Source organism: Paenibacillus ginsengarvi (assembly GCF_003626695.1).
GTDB classification, from domain to species: domain Bacteria; phylum Bacillota; class Bacilli; order Paenibacillales; family NBRC-103111; genus Paenibacillus_AB; species Paenibacillus_AB ginsengarvi.
Window position 1 is genome coordinate 484943 of the sequence record NZ_RBAH01000001.1, and the last position, 19891, is coordinate 504833.

Genomic DNA, 19891 nt, shown 5'->3' on the forward strand with positions numbered 1-19891 from the left:
TGCATGTGATTCCGATAATAGAAAATCCGACGGCGTTCTCCTTTCCCTAATGTCCACTAATTAATTTAATCATAAAGTTATTACTGGGGAGTTGTAAAGGGATTTTCCAAAAAAAAAACAAGACACCGGTGTGTACGATCTCCGGTGTCCCCATCTGCCTTATTTCCCGTTCATTTCTTGAATCAGCTTATCCGCCTTTTCGTTTGCCGTGCGAAGCGCCGTATTGATGTCCGTTCCGTCGACGATGACGCTTTTCAAAGCGTCGTTCAAAAATCCGTATATTTTCACATCGTACTTCGACGCCGGCGGAAGCGGCGCCGGATTTACTTTGAAAATGCCGTCCAGGTTTTTGCCCTCGAACACCTTCATATCCGAGGCGAACTGCTTGCGTAAGTTCGGGTCCTTCAGCGCCGTCATCCGCGCCCCCTTGTTCATCGTCTTCTGAGCTTCCTCGCTGGCCAGCACTTCGATGACGCGGTAAGCGGCTTCTTTGTTTTTGCTGGCCGAAGGGATCATCATCAGATGGAAATCGACCTCGCGTCCGATGCCGGGACGATCGTCGTACTGCGGATACGTCACCATGTCCCAATTGAACAGCTTGCCCGGCTGATCGGCCGCCGACAAGGAGCTTGCGAATGCGGACAGCCAGTACGGGTACATCGCCAGTTTTTTGTCCTTCAGAAAAAAGCCGACGCCGTACGAGTACTTTTTGTTCGGATCGACGATGCCCGGTATATCGAAAATTTGTTTCGCCTGCTGGAACACCTTCTGGAACCCGTCCGTTGTGAGCGCCGCTTTTTCTTGCTTCGCATCGAGCAGCGGAAGCGAATACGCTCTCGACAAGGCAAGAGCCGGTCCCGGATCGATTCCGACATACTGGGCATCGGCATCAAGCCGGGTAACCCGCTTCGATAGTTCGATCACCTGATTCCACGTCATATTGTCTTTCGGATATTCGACGCCGAACTTATCGAAAATGTCTTTGTTGTACGCCATAATGCCGTAGTTCATGGAAAACGGCACGCCGTAAATTTCACCGTTTTTGCCGAAATTTTGAATGACCTTGACCGTTTGCGGCTCGAACTTGTTCAGGTCGAGTCCCAACGTTTTGATCGAATCCCGCAAGTCGCTGGCGAGCCCAAGCTCAAGCGGATCGATCATGTAGTAGTTGCTTGTGAAGAGCAGGTCCGGAATTTCGCCGGCGGCCGGCAGCTCCTCCAGCTTTTTCCCCGTAATCAGCTCGACGGAGATGTTCGGGTATTTCGCCTGGATCGGCTTCAGGATGAGATCGTTTACATCCTGCTCCGTATTGATCCCGGCACTGTGTGAGAACAGCTTCAGCGTTACTTTCTGCTTTGCAAATTCGTCATCCTTCGATTGGGGCGCAACATTCGTCACAGCCTCCTGTTTGCCGCATGCGCTTAACGCTAGCATGGCAAGCAGCCCTGCCGATATGACCCTGGTTCCCTTCATTCTACGAAACTCCCTTCTTATTCTGCTGACGAATGGCGAATACAGTTTAGAGAATATTTCCTTTTTATAATGAATGTATCACGGTAATATCCTCCAATTAAATGTAAGCAATTTCATTTCCAATCATATCCTATTAGTAATTTTATTTCAACCATTTTATGTTATTGTTAAATATTTTTTCAATGATTAAAAAAAGCTTCTGATCGAAGCCTTTCAATGATGCGCATTCGTGTTTTAGCGGAAGCTTTTCTTGCAACATCAGAATTCTTGAGCTTCGCTCAAAACCTATAAATTCTAATGTTATAAGAGAAACCGTCCGCAGAAAACGCCCGGACGTTCCTTGACGTGCAAACTCATACGTTAGTGCGTTAGGAGGGAGTGGGTGGATATTGGGCTCCAGCCGCTGTAAGTCATGTTGTCTGGATTAGACTTTCGCGGTACAACGCGACTTCAAGTCGGTCCGTAAACTTTCCACAAGTAACAGTCTTTTAGGACTCTTATTATCACTTAAAATAGGAAATTTGGAAAAATAAAGTGTTTTTGAGCCTCTTATTTCCTGCATCCTACCCTTCAATCCCGATTTCCGTGAAAATAAGAGTCCCAAAAGACTGCTCCGCCCAAATACCTCCAATTAATATTGATTTAAAGCGCCCGAAAGACTCCTAATTGAAGCAAATTCGCGACATCCGGAACATGTTCGCTTCCAACACAATAAAAAACACCGCATCGCAGCGACAACACAGTCGCCCGCGCATACGGTGTACCATAAGCTTTTACCCCGAAAGATTAAACGCCGTAGCCGTCCGGATTCGTCCGCCACGATCGGAGCAGCTCCACGTCTTCCTCGGCGATTTTACCGAGCTTCAGCGCCACATCGATCAGCGCCGAATAATTCGACAGCGAATCGAACGCAAAGTCAGCCTCGGCGAAATTGCGAACCGCCTTCTCCAACTGATAATTGAAAATCGCGATAACGCCGAGCACGTTTGCACCAAAATCGCGAACGGCCGATGCCGCCTTTACCGAGCTGCCGCCGGTGGAGATCAGATCCTCGATCATCACTACTTTTTGCCCCGGCTTTACGAGACCTTCGATTACATTCTCCTTGCCGTGGCCTTTCGCTTTGTCGCGTACGTAAATCATCGGCAAGTTCAGCTTTTGCGCCACGAAAGCCGCGTGCGGAATACCGCCTGTCGCGATGCCGGCCAGCACCTCCGCGTCCGGATACACCTCGCGGATTTTCTCGGCGAAGCCAAGCGCGATCAGATCGCGGACGGACGGATGGGAGATCGTAATCCGGTTGTCGCAATAGATCGGCGACTTCAGGCCCGACGTCCACGTAAACGGCTGTTTCGGTCGCAAGCTTACTGCTCCTGTATCCAGCAAGGCTTCGGCAATTTGTTCGTCCAAATAACGAAGTGTCATCGAAAAGTTCCCCCTTAAACGGTTATCGATTGTACGATGTTCTCCAGCGCCTCACGCGGGTCTTCCGCAGCCGTAATCGGACGGCCGATTACAATGTAGTCGGTGCCCTGGGCAAACGCCATCTGCGGCGTCATAACACGGGACTGGTCGCCCGCAGCCGAGCCCGCCGGCCTGATGCCCGGCGTAACGGTAACAAACGTTGCTCCGCACCGCTCTTTGATCCGCGTCACTTCCAGCGGCGATGCGACGACTCCGTCCAGCCCGGCTGACTTCGCCGACTCCGCGTAACGCAGCACCGCCTCTTCCATCGATCCCGCTATGCCGATCTCTTCGTTCAGCACTTGCTGGCTCGTGCTCGTCAGCTGCGTAACCCCGATCAGTATCGGCTTGCTCGCTCCCGGCTGTCCCGACAGCGCCTGCTCGACGCCTTCCCGCGCCGCCTCCATCATCGCCCGGCCGCCGGCCGCGTGCACATTAAACATATCGACGCCGAGGTGCGTAATGCTGGCCGATCCGCCTTTGACCGTGTTCGGTATGTCGTGCATTTTCAAATCGAGGAATACGTTGTAGCCCGCTTCCTTTAGCTCCAGCACGAATTGCGGCCCGGCCGCATAAAACAGCTCCATGCCTACCTTCATATAGCAAGGAATTCCTTCCAGACGCTTCAGCAGTTGCCGCGCTCCCCCGGCATCGGGGTAATCGAGAGCGACGATTATGCGCCCCACCAAACTGTCCGCCCTATTCATGACCGAAAACCTCCCCGATCTTCGCCCATATGACAGCCGGTCCCCGAACCAAATTGCATGGTACGGAAACCGGCCCTCTTATGGCGCTATTTTATTTGACAGCCGCGGCCTGGCTTACGGCAGGCATCGCACGCGACGAGAAATTGATCGTGTTGAGCACGTGCAGCAGCGCGCTTACCGTGTCGAGCGAAGTCATACAAACGACGCCGTTTTCGACCGCTTCGCGGCGAATGCGGAAGCCGTCGCGCTCCGGCGTTTTGCCTTTGGTGAGCGTGTTGACGACAAAGTGCGCTTCCCCGTTGCGGATCAGATCGAGAATGTTCGGCGAGCCTTCGCTCAGCTTGTTTACGCGTTCTACGCGCAATCCCGCTTGTTCGAGCGCGTCCGCGGTTCCGCCCGTAGCGACGATTTTGTAGCCAAGCTCGAAAAATCCGCGCAAAATGCCGACCGCTTCTTCTTTATCCTTATCCGCAATCGTCGCAATAATCGCGCCGGTCGGCGGAATTTTCATCCCGGAGCCGATAAAGCCTTTGTACAGCGCCTTGGCAAAGTTCGTATCGCGGCCCATGACTTCGCCGGTCGATTTCATTTCCGGACCGAGCGTCGGCTCTACGCGGCGCAGCTTGGCGAAGGAGAATACCGGCACCTTGACGGAAACATGGTCGTCTTCCGGCCACAGTCCCGTTTCGTAGCCCATATCGGCCAGCTTTTGCCCCATAATAACGCGGGTGGCGACGTTCGCCATCGGCACGTTCGTCACTTTGCTGAGGAACGGTACGGTACGCGACGAGCGCGGGTTAACCTCGATGACGTACACTTCGTCCTGGTAGATGACGAACTGGATGTTGACGAGACCGACAACCTCAAGCGCCTTGGCGATTTTGACCGTAATGGTTACGATCTTTTGTTTCAGCTCTTCGGAAATCGTCTGCGGCGGATACACCGAGATCGAGTCGCCGGAGTGAACCCCAGCGCGTTCTACATGCTCCATGATGCCAGGAATGAGCACCGTTTCCTTGTCGCAGATTGCGTCGACTTCCACTTCCTTACCGAGCATGTAACGGTCGATCAGAACCGGATGCTCCGGATTGATTTTGACCGCGTATTCCATATAGCTGAGCAGCTCCGCGTCGGAATAGACGATTTCCATGGCGCGGCCGCCGAGTACGTAAGAAGGACGAACGAGCACCGGATAACCGAACTGGGAAGCCGTGCCTACCGCCTGATCGACCGAAGTGACCGTACCGCCCGGAGGCTGGGCTATGTTCAAGTCGCGCAGCAGCTTCTCGAACTTCTTGCGGTCTTCGGCCGCATCGATGCTTTCCAGGCTGCTGCCCAAAATACGGACTCCCGCTTTATGCAGCGGAGCGGCAAGGTTGATCGCCGTTTGGCCGCCGAATTGGACGATTACGCCGATCGGCTTCTCGCGCTCGATCACGTTCATGACGTCTTCGAAGAACAGCGGCTCGAAGTACAGACGGTCGGATGTCGAGAAGTCGGTCGATACCGTCTCCGGGTTGTTGTTGATAATAACCGCTTCATAACCGGCCGCTTGAATCGCCCATACCGCATGTACGGTCGAATAGTCGAATTCGATCCCTTGTCCGATCCGGATCGGGCCGGAGCCGAGAACGACGACTTTCTCCTTGCTCGATTCCAGCACTTCGTCTTCGGTTTCATAAGTCGAGTAGTAGTACGGCGTCGTTGCTTCGAACTCGGCTGCGCACGTATCGACCATTTTGTATACCGGCTTGATGTTATGCTCGAAACGCAATGCGCGAACATCGGCTTCCAGTACGTACGTACCGGCTCCTGCCAGCGTACGGATTTCGGCGACGGCGCGGTCGGTGAATCCTTTGCGCTTCGCTTCGAGCAGCAGTTCGCTAGTCAGCTCGCCCGCAAGCTTCGCTTCGAACTCGATCATACCCTCCAGCTTGCCGAGGAACCACCAGTCGATCTTGGTCAAGTCCTGAATTTGCTGCAGCGTGTAACCTCTGCGATACGCTTCGGCGATCAGGAACAGCCGCTCGTCGTCAGGCTTGGCAAGACGCGTTTCCAGCGTATCTTTGTCGAGCAGGTCGGTTTCCTTCAGGAACAGGCGGTGAACGCCGATCTCGAGCGAGCGGATGGCCTTGTGCATCGACTCTTCGAACGTGCGGCCGATAGCCATGACTTCGCCGGTCGCTTTCATTTGCGTGCCGAGCTTGCGGTTGGCGCTCGTGAATTTGTCGAACGGCCAGCGCGGAATTTTCGAAACGATGTAGTCGAGCGTAGGCTCGAAACAAGCATAGGTTTGTCCTGTTACCGGGTTCACCAGTTCGTCAAGCGTATAACCGATAGCGATTTTGGCGGCCATCTTCGCGATCGGATAGCCCGTCGCCTTCGACGCGAGCGCCGACGAACGGCTGACGCGCGGGTTTACTTCGATGACATAATATTGGAAGCTGTGCGGATCGAGCGCGAATTGGACGTTACAGCCGCCCTCGATGTTCAGCGCGCGAATGATTTTCAGCGATGCGGAGCGGAGCATCTGGTACTCGCGGTCCGACAGCGTCTGGCTTGGAGCAACGACGATGCTGTCGCCGGTATGAACGCCAACCGGGTCGAAGTTTTCCATGTTACATACTACGATACAGTTGTCGTTCGCATCGCGCATCACTTCGTACTCGACTTCCTTCATGCCGGCGATGCTGCGCTCGACGAGACATTGGCCGATCGGGCTGTAACGGAGTCCCGAGGATACGATCTCGACCAGCTCTTCCTCGGTGTTACATATGCCGCCGCCGGTGCCGCCGAGCGTATAAGCGGGACGGATGATGATCGGGTAGCCGATTTCGTTGGCGAAGTCAACGGCTTGCGGAACGGTCGTCACGATGACGCTCTCCGGTACCGGCTGCTCCAGCTCGCGCATCAGGTCGCGGAACAAGTCGCGGTCTTCCGCTTTTTCGATCGAAGTCAGCTGCGTACCGAGCAGCTTGACGTTTTCTTTCTCCAGCACGCCGGCTTTGGCGAGCGAGACGGCCATATTCAGACCGGTTTGGCCGCCCAGCGTCGGCAGCAGGCCGTCGGGCCTTTCTTGACGAATGATTTGCGAAACGAATTCGAGCGTGATCGGCTCGATATATACTTTGTCGGCCATATTCGTATCGGTCATGATCGTGGCCGGATTGCTGTTGATCAGCACGACTTCCATGCCTTCTTCTTTCAAAGCTTCGCACGCTTGCGTACCGGCGTAGTCGAACTCGGCGGCCTGACCGATGACGATCGGGCCGGAGCCAATGACGAGAATCTTTTTGAGTGTTTTATTTTTTGGCATATGCGAGTTCCCCTTTCGGTGCGGATGCGCCGCCGCGAGCAGCCACGATTTCGGCTTGTCTTGGAGCGCGCGGGTTTTGTTCCTTGAAGCTGTGAATCATCGTCAGGAAATCGTCGAACAGATAGCTCGAATCGAACGGTCCCGGAGCCGCCTCGGGGTGGTATTGCACCGAGAAAGCGGGATAAGTCTTATGCTTCAAGCCTTCGATCGTTTTATCGTTATTGTTGATATGCGTGACGATCAGGTCGGTTCCGGCGATGGACTCTTCCTTCACCGTGTAGCCGTGGTTTTGCGATGTAATGTAGCAGCGTCCGGTGATGAGGTCTTTGACCGGGTGGTTGCCGCCGCGATGGCCGAATTTCAGCTTTTCCGTATCGGCGCCGCTGGCAAGAGCGAACAGCTGATGACCGAGGCAGATGCCGAAGATCGGAATTTCGCCGAGCAGTTCGGCAATCATGCCCGCTGCGTGCGGTACGTCTTTCGGGTCCCCAGGACCGTTGGAGAGCAAAATGCCGTCTGGGCTGAGCCGTCGAATCTGGTCGGCGGTCGCGTCCTGCGGAACGACGACTACGTCGCAGCCGCGCTTCGTCAGATCGCGGACGATGCCGCTTTTCGCTCCGTAGTCGACAAGGACGATCCGTTCTTTCGTCCCCGGGCAGCCGTATACGCTTTTCGTCGATACGCGGGATACCTGGTCGGTAATGAGGCGAGTCGCCTTAAGCTGCTCGAGCAGCTCTTCGGTCGGACGGTTCGACGTCGTAATGATCCCTTTCATTACGCCGTAGTGGCGAATGATCCGGGTCAGCATCCGGGTGTCGATACCGCTGATCCCCACGATGCCGTATTCCTTCAGCAGGCTGTCGATCGAATACTCGGCGCGCCAGTTGCTCGGCACTTCCTCATGCTCGCGTACGACAAAGCCGTGAATGAACGGGCGGATCGATTCGAAGTCGTCGCGGGAGATGCCGTAGTTGCCGATGAGCGGATATGTCATCGTGACGATTTGACCGCAGTAGGACGGGTCGGACAATACTTCCTGATAACCGGACATCCCGGTGTTGAATACGACTTCGCCGGCCGATTCGCCTTCGCTGCCGAACGCCTTGCCGATAAACAGCGTGCCGTCTTCCAATAATAATCTAGCTTGCATATTTATTCCTCCAATCGAATCGCTGCAATTAAGTGTATACCGCTGCTGCCTCATCTTGTTTTCCAAATTCGTAACGCTGGTTCTATGTGAAGAAGGTTATTCGCTCCATACCGTTTTGCCGGCCACCATCGTAAGCGTCGGCCATCCGTACAGCTTCCAGCCCGTGAACGGCGTGTTGCGTCCCTTGCTCAAAAACTCGGCAGGATCGACCGCTTTCTCCGTCTCCAGATCGATCAGCGTAAGATCCGCTTCGCGTCCTTCTTCGAGCACGCCCCACGGCAGTCCGAACAGCTCAGCGGGCTTCGACGTCATTCTCTCCAGCAAAAACTCGAGCGTCCAGCGTCCCGTTCGTACAAACTTCGTATAGAGCAGCGGGAACGCCGTCTCGAAGCCGACGATGCCGAACGGCGCAAGCTGCATACCGCGAGCCTTCTCTTCCTCGCTGTGCGGCGCGTGGTCAGTTACGATAATATCGATCGTGCCATCCTCCAGGCCGGCGATAACCGCTTCGACGTCAGCCGGCGTCCGCAGCGGCGGATTCATTTTCCAATTCGCGTCCATGCCCGGAATGTCCTCGTCGGACAGCAGCAGATGGTGCGGGCATACTTCCGACGTCACCTTCACTCCGTGCTGCTTGCCGTGCCGGATGAGCCGGACCGACTGCTCGGCGCTGACGTGGCAGACGTGGTAGTGCACGCCCGTCGCTTCGGCGAGCAGGATGTCGCGCCCGACGTGAATCGCTTCGGATTCGTTCGGAATGCCCTTCATCCCGTTTTTGCGGGCAAACTCGCCTTCCGTCACCGCTCCGCCCTCGACGAGCGTGTTATCTTCGCAGTGGGCGATAACCGGCATATTCATCGATGCCGCCAGCGCCATCGCATCCTTCATCATCTGCGCGCTTTGCACGCCTACGCCGTCATCGGTGAAGCCGACGACGCCCGCTTCTTTCAGTCCGGCGAAGTCCGTCAGCTCGCGGCCGAGCTGATTTTTCGTGATGCATCCGTACGGCAGCACCCGAATGACTCCTTCGGTTTCAGCCTTGTCCAGCACGTAGTTTACCGTTTCGACCTTGTCGATAACCGGCCGCGTGTTGGGCATGCAGGCGATTACCGTATAGCCGCCGCGGGCCGCCGACCGGGTTCCCGTCGCGATCGTTTCCTTATATTCGAAGCCCGGCTCGCGCAGGTGAACGTGCATATCGATGAAACCCGCCGATACCAGCTTGCCTTTCGCGTCGATCGTTTCGTGTCCGGCCGTATCTGGCTCTCCTTCGGAAGCGTCGCGTATGGCTGCTATTTTCCCGTTCTCGATATAGAGATGCTTTGCCGTCAGCCGGTCTTGTCCCTTCTCAGGCACATTTCCGTTTATAATCCATGTTCCCATCGTTTCGCCTCCATAACGTTATCTTGGATTTTAAGCCCTGGCTCAGGACAGCGCCCGCTCAATCACAGCCATGCGGATCGGAACGCCGTTACCCATCTGCGCGAAAATTTTGGACTTCTCGTGCTCGACCAGCTCATCGTCGATTTCGACACCGCGATTAACCGGGGCCGGGTGCATAATAACTGCATGCGGCTTCATTCGGGCGGCCCGCTCCACGGTGAGTCCATAGTGCTCGCGGTACTCTTCGGCCGAGCGGATGAACCCTTTGTCGTGCCGCTCCAGCTGCACCCTCAGCATCATGACAACGTCGGCTTGTAAAGCCTCTTCTACGCTTACGTAAGGCGCGTGCTCCGCCAGCTCCGGAGCCTGCATATTGTCCGGGGCGCAAAACTGGACGTTCGCCCCCAGCTTTTGCAGCCCCCACAAGTTCGAGCGGGCAACCCGGCTGTGCAAAATATCGCCGATGATCGATACGGTCAACCCTTTGATTTCCCCGAACGTCTTCTTCATCGTATATAAATCGAGCAGCGCCTGAGTCGGATGCTCGTTATTGCCGTCTCCCGCATTGATCAGCGGCACCTTGATCTTCTCCGCCAGCTCGGCCAAAAGGCCGATCGGCTTCATCCGGATCACGCCCGCGTCGATTCCCATCGATTCCAGGGTGCGCACCGTATCGTAGATTGATTCGCCCTTCTCCACGCTTGAAGCCGCCGCCGAGAAGTTCAGCACTTGCGCGCCAAGACGTTTCTCCGCCACCTCGAACGAGAAGCGTGTGCGAGTGCTATTCTCGAAAAACATGTTGGCGACAAATTTCCCTTCAAGCCTCGGCGTTACTTTGCTCGTCTGGCTTTCCCAATAAGCCGCGCGGTCCAGAATGCTAGCGATCTCCTCTCGCTCGAGCTGCTTCAGTCCGAGCAAATGCCTTTCGTACGTTACGTTCGTTTTCGTCATTTCCGTTATCCCCTTTGCTGAGTAATGACGACTTCGTCGCACCCATCGGCTTCTTGCAGCTTCACTTCGATTTGCTCCAGCTTCGAGGTCGGCACGTTTTTGCCTACGTAATCGGGCCGAATCGGCAGCTCGCGGTGTCCCCGGTCGACCAGCACCGCGAGTTGGATCATTCTCGGCCTGCCCAGGTGGATCAGGGCGTCCATCGCCGCCCTTACCGTACGCCCGGTATACAAGACATCGTCGCACAGGATAACCCGTTTGTCCTGAATGTCCGGCGCCCGGAGCGTCTGAACGTCGCTACCGGCGTTCGCCCGCACCCTGTCGTCGCGATAGGAGGTGATATCCAGCTCGCCTACCGGCACGGGCACGCCTTCGATATCCTTGATCCGTTCCGCAATCCGGCGGGCGAAATAGATGCCGCGAGTCCGGATGCCGATCATAATGCTGTCGCCAATGCCTTTATTTTTTTCCACAATCTCGTGCGCGATTCGCGTCAAGCCGCGGCGGATCGCCGTCTCGTCCATGATGACGAGTTTATCGCGGTTCATGGCCCAACCTCCCAAGCTGTAAGCTCAAAAAGTGAAGAGATGCAACATCTGCTCAGTCCGGTTCCTGCCGCAGGACACAAAAAAACTCCTTGCCCGCTTGGCAAGGAGTAAGATCCGGAATTAGAGCGCACGAAACCACATCCACGAACCCGGGGCGCACCCCGCCATTCGCGTATGAGAAACTACCGCGCACGCCTGTCCGTCACGATCTCGCGACGACTAGCTGTCGACACCTTGCCGGCCTCACGGGACCAGCTTAAAGGCACTATTCAGTTCCTGAAGATTATCTCATGCCGGACAGCCGATGTCAATGTCCATACTAGGATTATTCGTCGTTTGTCGACAAAATAGGATCGGCAGCCGAACATTTTTACCAAAAGAGCGGCGGAATTGGAAGCAATGCCCGGCATTGCTTGGACCCTTGTTTTTATGCTATAAATAAAACATCTATCGATATAATTCAAGAATGAACGACCGCGACTGAACCTCACATAGTGAAGATAAACTACGAGGCGTATTCCGTCGGAGCAGCTTGCTGCTCTCGCAACCATAGCTTCCATAGGAACACGGATGCCCATCATCCGAATTTCTTCGATGAAAGCTATTGTTATTACTTTGCAGGGACCCCAAAACCAGCAGAAGTTTTTCTTGGTTCAGAAACTCGCACTTCACTTAACGCCTTAGCGAAGTTGAACTTTCTGAACGTTAAAAAATATAGGTTATTCCACGATCAAAGGAGAATTCAATCGCATGTCCGACATGAATACAATGGAAGTTATCAATTTCATCAAAAACAGCACGAAAAAAACGCCCGTGAAAGTATATGTAAAAGGAAAGCTAAACGAAGCGAATTTCGGAGCGGACGTTCGCGCTTTCGTCTCCGAATCGAGCGGCGTCTTGTTCGGCGAATGGCCTGCGATCGCAGCCGCGCTCGAGTCCAACAAAGCGCTGATTGAGGATTTCGAGATCGAGAACGACCGCCGCCATTCGGCCATTCCGCTTCTTGATCTGAAAGGCATTAATGCCCGCATCGAGCCCGGCGCCATTATCCGCGATAAAGTAACGATCGGCGATAACGCCGTCATCATGATGAACTCGACGATCAACATCGGCGCTTCGATCGGCGACGGCACGATGATCGACATGAACGTCGTAATCGGCGGCCGCGTGCAAATCGGCAAAATGTGCCACATCGGCGCAGGTTCCGTCGTAGCCGGCGTAATCGAGCCGCCTTCGGCCCAGCCGGTCGTCATCGAAGACGATGTGCTTGTCGGAGCCAACGCAGTAATATTGGAAGGCGTGCGCGTCGGCAAAGGTTCCGTAGTTGCCGCCGGCGCCGTCGTCACCCAGGACGTTCCCGAGTATACCGTCGTCGCCGGAACGCCAGCCCGCGAGATCAAGAAAGTCGACGCCAAAACGAAGTCGAAAACGGAAATTATGCAAGAGCTGCGCCAGCTGTAAAATAACCCCGAAACCTAAATTCCAGTAGTAGAACTATTGAAGCCAGGGGCTGTCCCCTGGCTTGAGTAATGAGGAGGACCTATGAGCACGGGGATTGAAACGTTTGTCCGCTACCGCAGGCAGCTCCACCAAATTCCGGAGCCGGGCTTCGAGGAATTCGAAACACAGCGCTATTTGCTTGACCGCATCGCCGAGCTGCCTCAGGACCGTATCGAGATCCGGACTTGGCGTACCGGAATCCTCGTCAAAGTTCAAGGCGCCGATCCGAAGCGTACCTTCGGCTACCGCGCCGATATGGACGGCTTGCCGATCGAGGAAGACACCTCTTACGAGTTCCGTTCCAAACATCCGGGCTACATGCACGCTTGCGGACACGATATGCATATGGCTATCGGGCTTGCCGTTCTAAGCCATTTCGTCCATAATCCGATAAACGACCATCTTGTCGTCATCTTCCAGCCGGCCGAGGAAGGCCCTGGCGGCGCCAAGCCGATCCTCGCGAGCGAGGAGCTGGCGGACTGGATGCCCGATCAGATCGTCGCCCTTCACGTAGCGCCGGAATACGAGGTTGGTACGATTGCCATCCGGCCCGGCATCCTGTTCGCCAACACGTCGGAGCTGTTTATCGATCTGACGGGCAAGGGCGGTCACGCCGCATACCCGCACCGGGCGAACGACATGGTCGTCGCGGCCGCTCATCTGCTCGTCCAGCTTCAATCCGTTGTATCCCGCAATGTGAATCCGCTCGATGCGGCTGTCGTGACGATCGGCAAAATCGAGGGCGGCACAAAGCAAAACATTATCGCCGAAAAGGCTCGCCTGGAGGGCACGATCCGCACGCTTTCCAAACAAACGATGGAACTCGTGAAAAGCCGGATCGAATCGCTCGTCAAAGGGACGGAGGCTTCGTTCGAATGCACCGCCCGCATCGATTACGGCTCGAACTACATGCAAGTATACAATAACGAAGAAATAACGAGCGAATTTATGGATTGGCTGCGCGGATCGGGGACGGCAAAGCTTTATGAATGCACCGAGGCGATGACCGGCGAAGATTTCGGTTATTTTCTGGAGAACATTCCCGGCTTTATGTTCTGGCTCGGCGTCGATACCCCTTACGGGCTTCACCATGCCAAGCTTGAGCCCGACGAAGGGGCGATGCCGGTCGCCATCGACACCGTCACCCGGTATATTCGCTGGAAATCGGAGCAGCCGCTCGCCGGAGGGAAAGCGTTATGACGATCGACCCTGTATCCAATCGAAACGTTGCCGATAAAGTCAACATCATGGGCGTTTCCTTCTCCAAAAAAACGTTTGACGAAACGATCCGCCATCTGACCGGCATTGCAAACAGCCCGGAACGAGGCATGTATCACGTCGTTACGGCGAACCCGGAAATCGTCATGTCCGCCTCGAAGGACGAGCAGCTTATGCGCATTCTGAACGAGGCCGGGATCATTACGATCGACGGGATCGGCATCGTGCTCGCCGCCAAATGGAAGGGCGAGCCTGTATCCGGACGGGTCACCGGGTATGATATGCTCCTGAAGCTGCTCGAGCAGGGCAACCGGGAGCGTTGGTCGTTTTACTTTTTCGGGACCGACGAGGAAACGAACCGCAAGGCTGTCGAAACGATTGCGGCCCGTTATCCTGACCTCAAGATCGCCGGTCGGCATAACGGCTTCTTTAAACCGGACGAAGAGGCTGCCATCGTCGAAGAGATTCGCAGCACGAGCCCCGACTTCCTCATCGTTGCGATGGGCGCTCCCCATGCCGAACGCTGGATATACCGCAACAAACCGAAATTAAACGCCAAAATCGCCATGGGCGTCGGCGGCAGTCTCGATATTATCGGCGGCAAAGTAAAGCGGGCGCCTACCTTCTGGATCAAGCTCAATCTGGAATGGTTGTACCGCCTGCTGTCCAACCCTTCTCGCTGGCGCCGCCAGCTCGTCCTGCCCGTATTTGCGTTCAAAGCGTATATGCGCAGAAAAGAACGGTAAATCACCAAGAGCCCTCGACTCACTTTCGTGAACCGGGGGCTCTTTTGTTGTCCTATCACTGAGCCGTATAACCGCCGTCTACGAGCAGCGTCGTGCCCGTAATAGACGAAGCGTCGTCGCTCGCGAGGAAAAGCACGGCTTTCGCAACCTCCTCCGGTCTTCCCAGACGCCCCATCGGATGCAGTCCGATCAGATGCTCGTTGACCGCTTCGCTTCTTCCCGCAAGGAGCGGCGTATCGATATAACCGGGACAAATCGCGTTCACCCGTATGCCTTTCTTCGCGTAATCGATGCCGACCGATTGCGTCATCAGCTTGACGCCGCCTTTCGCCGACGCATAAGCGGTCACGCCGGATTTGCCGACATGGCTGTGAATCGACCCGCAGTTTACGATCGCTCCCCCCGTCCCCTGCTCCAGCATTTGCATAATCGCGTATTTGTCGCACAAAAAAACGCCGGTCAAATTAATATCGATCGTCCGCTGCCATGCCTCGGCGGTAAGCTCATGAGCCGGCATGTCTTTTGCGATTCCCGCGTTCGCAAACAGGATGTCCAGTTTGCCGTACTTCTGCACCGTTTTTTTAACCATTAGAGCTACTTGCTCTTCCTGGGTAACGTCCGTTTTTACGAATAGCGTATCGTTTCCGTCCGCATTCAGTTGCTCCGATACCGACTGACCGCGGTCAGAAAAATCGGCGATGACCACTTTGGCCCCTTCCTGTGCGAAAAGCCGTACGGTCGCTTCTCCGATGCCGCTGGCCCCTCCGGTAACTATGACCACTTTCGATTCGAATCGCATCTGCTTCTTCCTTTCCGGCTGCGGATTCAGGCTTGTCCGTTTCAACAGACTCGCTATTTATGTGCATAGCGGATCTCTTTTATTCCGCAGCCGAAGCGAAAGCGCCACTTACTCTTTTTCGACGATTTCAATCGTTTCGATCGTGACCGCTTCCTGTGGTTTGGACATTTCACCGTACTCGCTCATTGTCACTGGCGTTGCGGCAATTTGAGACACAATCTCCATCCCCTCGATTACTTTACCGAATATCGTATAAAAAGGGGATTCGTTCAATTGAAGGCTCTCCTCGCCGATGCAAATAAAAAACTGGCTGCCGTTCGTATTCGGCCCGGCATTCGCCATCGCCAACGTGCCAAGCTCATACTTGTGGCCGTTGTTCAGCTCATCCGCAAACGTATATCCAGGGCCGCCTCTTCCAGTTCCGGTAGGGTCCCCCGTCTGGATTACGAAATCGGATAAGATCCGGTGCACCGGCACGCCGTCATAGTAGCGGTCTTTCGCCAAAAAGACAAAGTTGTTGACCGTCTTCGGAGCATCTTTAGCGTACAGCTCAATCGTGAAGCTTCCTTGCTTTGTCTTCACCTTAGCCAGATACGTCTTGCTCGTATCGATCGACATCGGCGGAGCGGCTGCATAGCTTTGGCCGATCGAGATCGTGCTCGTGTCGCCGTTGTATTTGACGGGCAGTCCAAGCGCCTCGCTCACGAAGCGGATCGGTACGTATGTCGTGCCATTGTAAATAAAGCTCTCCTGCTCCGGCTTTTTCTCCACGCCATTGATTTTGAAAATAAAATCTTTGACATACACCTCAATGGGGGTGCCTCCGCTCGCCTGCGCCACCGTAAACGACAGCAGCACGCCGACGATAAGTCCCATTACGAGTCCTTGCAGCTTGTTTTTCATCACGTCCACCTTTTCTGGAATGTAAATGGCCTTTCACCCTAAATCATTCTTCCTGACCGTCCGAAACCCTTCCTTCCCCGGAAAAAAGACCAAACAAACGAAAAAGCCTCCGTCCATCGCTGGACGAAGACTCTAAGTAGCAGTTTGTTTTCAAAACTAGAACTGATACTGCACCGTTACGTTCGTGGTCACCTTCAGCTCGCCCGTCGAGATGCTCGTAGGCGAACCCGCCGCGTCCATGGCCGCCGACTTCGCTTCCATTAAGGCGATGTTGCTGTACTGCGACGGAACCGCTACGCCGCCGCCTTGATTAACCGCGACGATACTTTTGATTTCCTTGCCCGCATACTTCGCGATGGCGTCGGCCTTCGCCTTGGCGTTATCCATCGCTTTCTGGATCACTTGCAGCTCGTACTCCTGTCCTTTTTCCGTGCTGAAGCGAACGCCTTCGATCTGATTCGCGCCCGCAGCCGAAGCCGCATCTAGGAACGTCCCGAGATTATCGAGATCGCGATACGTTACTTGCAGCATTTGCGTAGCGCTGTATCCCTTGATCTTCGGATCGCGCTCGGTGTACGAATACTCCGGCTGCACGCGGAAGCCCGATGTTTGTACGTCTTTGGCCGCCAGCTTGTACTTGTCGAACAACACAGCGCGCAGCTTCTCGTAAGCCGCTGCATTGGCCGCCTGAGCATCCTTGGCCGTTTCCGCCTCCGTACGAATGCCGAGGCTGACATAAGCGACGTCCGGAGAAATCGTCATTTCGCCTTGCCCCGTCACGGTAATGACATTTTGCACGGCTACGGACTGCTCCGCGGCATATACTTTTCCGGGACTGAAGCTTGGGGCGTTTTGCACATAAAGCACCGTCGTCAGAGCCATCGCCGCCACTCCGGAAATTAACCATTTTTTGCTTCGAACACTTAGCATATTCATTTCCCCTTCTTTCCAAAGAATGTTTTACCAACCTTTGAAACGCAAGCCCCGGCTAAAAGGTTGCAGGGAAATGAATACTTGCAAAAATAATTATGACCCGAGCCGCGACACGAACTTTTCCAGCCGATCCATAGCCTTCTTCAGCACGTCCATCGAATAAGCATACGAGATGCGCACATACCCTTCGCCATATTCGGAGAAGGCATCCCCCGGCACAACGGCTACCCGCTCTTCGTCCAGAAGCTTCATCGCAAACTGCTGCGAGCTTAAGCCAAACTGCCCGATAGACGGGAACAAATAAAACGCGCCCTCCGGCTTCTCCGGCTTCTCCGCCTTCAGGCCGATCCGCATAAGACGGTCGTATACGAAGTCTCTTCTCGCCTTGTACTCCCGCTTCATCGGCTCCGCATCGTCCCGTCCGGCGGTCAGCGCTTCGATGGCCGCGTATTGGCTAATCGAGCTGGCGCACGTCACGTTATACTGATGCACCTTGAGCATATGCTTCGAGATAGAAGCCGGGGCGAATGTAAATCCGATCCGCCAGCCGGTCATCGAATGCGATTTCGATAAGCCGTTGATGACGATCGTCTGCTCCTTCATGCCCGGTAAAGCGGCAATGGAACGATGCGGCTGGTCGTATACAAGCTCGCTATAGATTTCATCGGAGATGATAAACACCGGCTTGCCCCGCAGCAGCTCCGCCACTTGCGTCAGCTGATTCTCGCTCATCACTCGTCCCGTCGGATTGGACGGATAGCACAGGATGATCGCCCGCGTACGCTCCGTCAGCTTGGCGGCGATTAACTCGGCGGTCATCTGAAAGCCGGACTGTCTCGTATCGACGTACACGGAGGTACCTCCGCACATCCGGATAATCGGCTCATAGCCCGGATAGATCGGTCCGGGGATGAGCACCTCGCAGCCGGGTCCGATAATCGTCCGCAGCGTAATATCCAGCGCTTGACTGGCTCCGGCCGTAACGATGACCTCCTGCTCCGGATCGTAAGACAAGCCATACTTGCCGCTTACGAAGTCGGCCGCCGCCTTTCGCAGCTGAGGCAGTCCCGCATTTGCCGTGTACAGCGTTCTATTCTCGTCCAGCGCTCGTTTGCCCGCTTCCACGATATGGGCTGGAGTCGGAAAATCCGGCTGGCCGATCGTCAGCGTCAGCGCATCCGGGTAAGTCGCCACCAGATTGGACATTTTGCGGATACCGGATATTTGAATCTGCTTTACTTCGGAATTGACGAGATGCTCCACGCGCTTACTCTCCCTTTGATTACAGCGTTTTAAGCACTTCCAGCAAAAACTTCATATCGTCCGGTATCGCCGCCTCGAATTCGAGAGTTTCCCCTGTCGACGGGTGAACGAAGCCGAGCACCTGCGCATGAAGCGCCTGGCCTTCGATCGGATTGCCTTTGCTGCGCCCGTACACCGGATCGCCTACAAGCGGGTGGCCGATATATTTCATATGAACGCGAATTTGATGCGTACGTCCCGTTTCCAGCTTAAGCTGCATAACCGTATAGTCGGACAGACGATCCGTGACGATAAAATGCGTTACCGCATGTTTGGCGTTTTTGTCGGTAACCATATATTTTTTGCGGTCGCCCGGATCGCGGCCGATCGGAGCGTCGATGGTCCCCTGATCGTGCTCCACTTTGCCATGTACGACAGCTGTATATTTGCGCGTTACAGTATGGGCTTTGAGCTGGGCTGCCAGCGATAGATGAGCTTTGTCGTTTTTGGCCGCCATGAGCAGCCCCGACGTGTCTTTATCGATGCGATGGACGATGCCGGGACGCAGCACCCCGTTAATGCCGGACAGATCTTTGCAGTGATACAGCAGCGCGTTGACGAGCGTACCCGAATAATGGCCCGGCGCCGGATGCACAACCATGCCGCGCGGCTTGTTGACGACGATAACATCGCTGTCTTCATACACAATGTCCAGCGGGATTGGTTCCCCTGCGATTGCGACCTCTACCGGCTCCGGAATCGTCAGCGCTACGATATCGCCAGCCGCCAGTTTGTAATTAGGCTTGACAGCCAAACCGTTCACCGTAATGTCCCCGCTTCGAATCCATTGCTGGATCTGGGAACGGGACACGGTGTCGTCCTGTACCGCCTCCGCTGCATATTTATCGATACGTTCTCCCGCTTGCGATTCATCTATATGCCACTGCGTGACGGACGCGTCGAACGAATCTTCGTAGATGTCCTCTGTTTCCTCATCGCGTACGATCGTTTCCGTATAGGTTACTTCCTTAGTGAGCTTCTTCTTGCTCATGAACGAGACCTCTTCTTTCTTTGCGCCAAGTAAGCAGCGAATCTAGGAAAATAAGCGCCACTCCGATTACAATCCCCGAATCGGCCAAATTGAAAATCGCAAAATTATAATCGACATCCCAACCGAACAGGGAAAACACAAAATGGAAATGCAGGAAATCCACAACTTCGCCGAACAAGGCGCGATCGATAAAATTGCCGAAAGCTCCGCCAAGCAGCAAGCTCAAAGCGGTCTTAAGCAGCGTCTTCGAACTGTCTTTGCGCAGCTTTTGCAGATACCAAATAATGCCGACCACAATCACAGTCGTAGCGACAATAAAAAACCAGCGCTGTTCCTGTAAAATGCCAAATGCGGCTCCTCGGTTGCGGTGAGACGTCAGCCGGAAAAAATCGCCGATGACCGATATGGATTCGCCTTCCGTCATATAAACGACAATAAGCCGCTTGGCGACCTGATCCAAAATAAATACGATAATCGCGACAACGTAATAAATCAATCGAAATCCCC

The 19891-nt window shown here is 54.8% G+C and carries 17 protein-coding genes; 3 read left to right on the forward strand and 14 right to left on the reverse strand.

Translation table 11 applies throughout. From position 1 onward, the window contains the following. Positions 1-159 precede the first annotated feature (159 nt). From D7M11_RS02570 to pyrR, 8 genes are all read right to left on the reverse strand, one after another. The gene (locus tag D7M11_RS02570) at positions 160-1473 is read right to left on the reverse strand and encodes an ABC transporter substrate-binding protein (protein ID WP_120745563.1); all 1314 of its coding nucleotides are present in this window, start codon (positions 1471-1473) and stop codon (positions 160-162) included. Positions 1474-2259: 786 nt separating this feature from the next. Continuing rightward, complete coding sequence (gene pyrE / locus D7M11_RS02575; protein ID WP_120745564.1) at positions 2260-2898, reverse strand: orotate phosphoribosyltransferase; 639 nt, start codon at positions 2896-2898, stop codon at positions 2260-2262. Positions 2899-2912: 14 nt separating this feature from the next. Then, positions 2913-3644, reverse strand: coding sequence for an orotidine-5'-phosphate decarboxylase (gene pyrF / locus D7M11_RS02580; RefSeq protein WP_120745565.1), 732 nt, complete (start codon positions 3642-3644; stop codon positions 2913-2915). A gap of 91 nt (positions 3645-3735) precedes the next feature. After that, positions 3736-6960 carry a carbamoyl-phosphate synthase large subunit gene (gene carB / locus D7M11_RS02585; protein WP_120745566.1) on the reverse strand — a complete coding sequence of 1075 codons (3225 nt, stop codon included), beginning with the start codon at positions 6958-6960 and terminating at the stop codon, positions 3736-3738. Then, complete coding sequence (gene carA, locus D7M11_RS02590) at positions 6947-8110, reverse strand: glutamine-hydrolyzing carbamoyl-phosphate synthase small subunit (protein ID WP_120745567.1); 1164 nt, start codon at positions 8108-8110, stop codon at positions 6947-6949. The genes carB and carA overlap by 14 nt, the downstream gene beginning before the upstream one ends. Positions 8111-8206: 96 nt before the next feature. Next, the gene (locus D7M11_RS02595; protein ID WP_120745568.1) at positions 8207-9493 is read right to left on the reverse strand and encodes a dihydroorotase; all 1287 of its coding nucleotides are present in this window, start codon (positions 9491-9493) and stop codon (positions 8207-8209) included. 42 nt (positions 9494-9535) lie between these two features. Next, positions 9536-10444 (reverse strand): aspartate carbamoyltransferase catalytic subunit, encoded by a 909-nt coding sequence (locus tag D7M11_RS02600; RefSeq protein ID WP_120745569.1) that lies wholly within the window; start codon positions 10442-10444, stop codon positions 9536-9538. 5 nt (positions 10445-10449) lie between these two features. Then, entirely contained in the window at positions 10450-10992 is a 543-nt protein-coding gene (gene pyrR / locus D7M11_RS02605; protein WP_120745570.1) for a bifunctional pyr operon transcriptional regulator/uracil phosphoribosyltransferase PyrR, read from the reverse strand. Positions 10993-11742: 750 nt separating this feature from the next. Here pyrR and dapD point away from each other — a divergent pair. The 3 genes from dapD to D7M11_RS02620 all read left to right on the forward strand — a co-directional run bounded on the left by dapD (position 11743) and on the right by D7M11_RS02620 (position 14456). Continuing rightward, complete coding sequence (dapD, locus tag D7M11_RS02610) at positions 11743-12453, forward strand: 2,3,4,5-tetrahydropyridine-2,6-dicarboxylate N-acetyltransferase (protein WP_120745571.1); 711 nt, start codon at positions 11743-11745, stop codon at positions 12451-12453. Between the two features lie 81 nt (positions 12454-12534). After that, positions 12535-13692: an N-acetyldiaminopimelate deacetylase gene (locus D7M11_RS02615; RefSeq protein WP_120745572.1), complete on the forward strand. Its 1158-nt coding sequence runs from the start codon at positions 12535-12537 to the stop codon at positions 13690-13692. Beyond that, entirely contained in the window at positions 13689-14456 is a 768-nt protein-coding gene (locus D7M11_RS02620) for a WecB/TagA/CpsF family glycosyltransferase (protein WP_120745573.1), read from the forward strand. The genes D7M11_RS02615 and D7M11_RS02620 overlap by 4 nt, the downstream gene beginning before the upstream one ends. 55 nt (positions 14457-14511) lie before the next feature. On the opposite strand, the gene D7M11_RS02625 is transcribed toward D7M11_RS02620, so the two are convergent. The 6 genes from D7M11_RS02625 to lspA all read right to left on the reverse strand — a co-directional run bounded on the left by D7M11_RS02625 (position 14512) and on the right by lspA (position 19880). Beyond that, positions 14512-15255 (reverse strand): SDR family NAD(P)-dependent oxidoreductase, encoded by a 744-nt coding sequence (locus D7M11_RS02625; protein WP_120745574.1) that lies wholly within the window; start codon positions 15253-15255, stop codon positions 14512-14514. 108 nt (positions 15256-15363) lie between these two features. Beyond that, complete coding sequence (locus tag D7M11_RS02630) at positions 15364-16158, reverse strand: peptidylprolyl isomerase (protein ID WP_420817530.1); 795 nt, start codon at positions 16156-16158, stop codon at positions 15364-15366. Between the two features lie 156 nt (positions 16159-16314). Further along, entirely contained in the window at positions 16315-17088 is a 774-nt protein-coding gene (locus tag D7M11_RS02635) for an SIMPL domain-containing protein (RefSeq protein ID WP_158606397.1), read from the reverse strand. Positions 17089-17184: 96 nt separating this feature from the next. Next, entirely contained in the window at positions 17185-18354 is a 1170-nt protein-coding gene (locus tag D7M11_RS02640; RefSeq protein WP_120745576.1) for an aminotransferase A, read from the reverse strand. 19 nt (positions 18355-18373) lie between these two features. Continuing rightward, positions 18374-19384 (reverse strand): RluA family pseudouridine synthase, encoded by a 1011-nt coding sequence (locus D7M11_RS02645; protein ID WP_120745577.1) that lies wholly within the window; start codon positions 19382-19384, stop codon positions 18374-18376. Continuing rightward, positions 19362-19880 (reverse strand): signal peptidase II, encoded by a 519-nt coding sequence (gene lspA / locus D7M11_RS02650; RefSeq protein ID WP_120745578.1) that lies wholly within the window; start codon positions 19878-19880, stop codon positions 19362-19364. Before lspA ends, D7M11_RS02645 begins: the two co-directional genes overlap by 23 nt. Positions 19881-19891 lie beyond the last annotated feature (11 nt).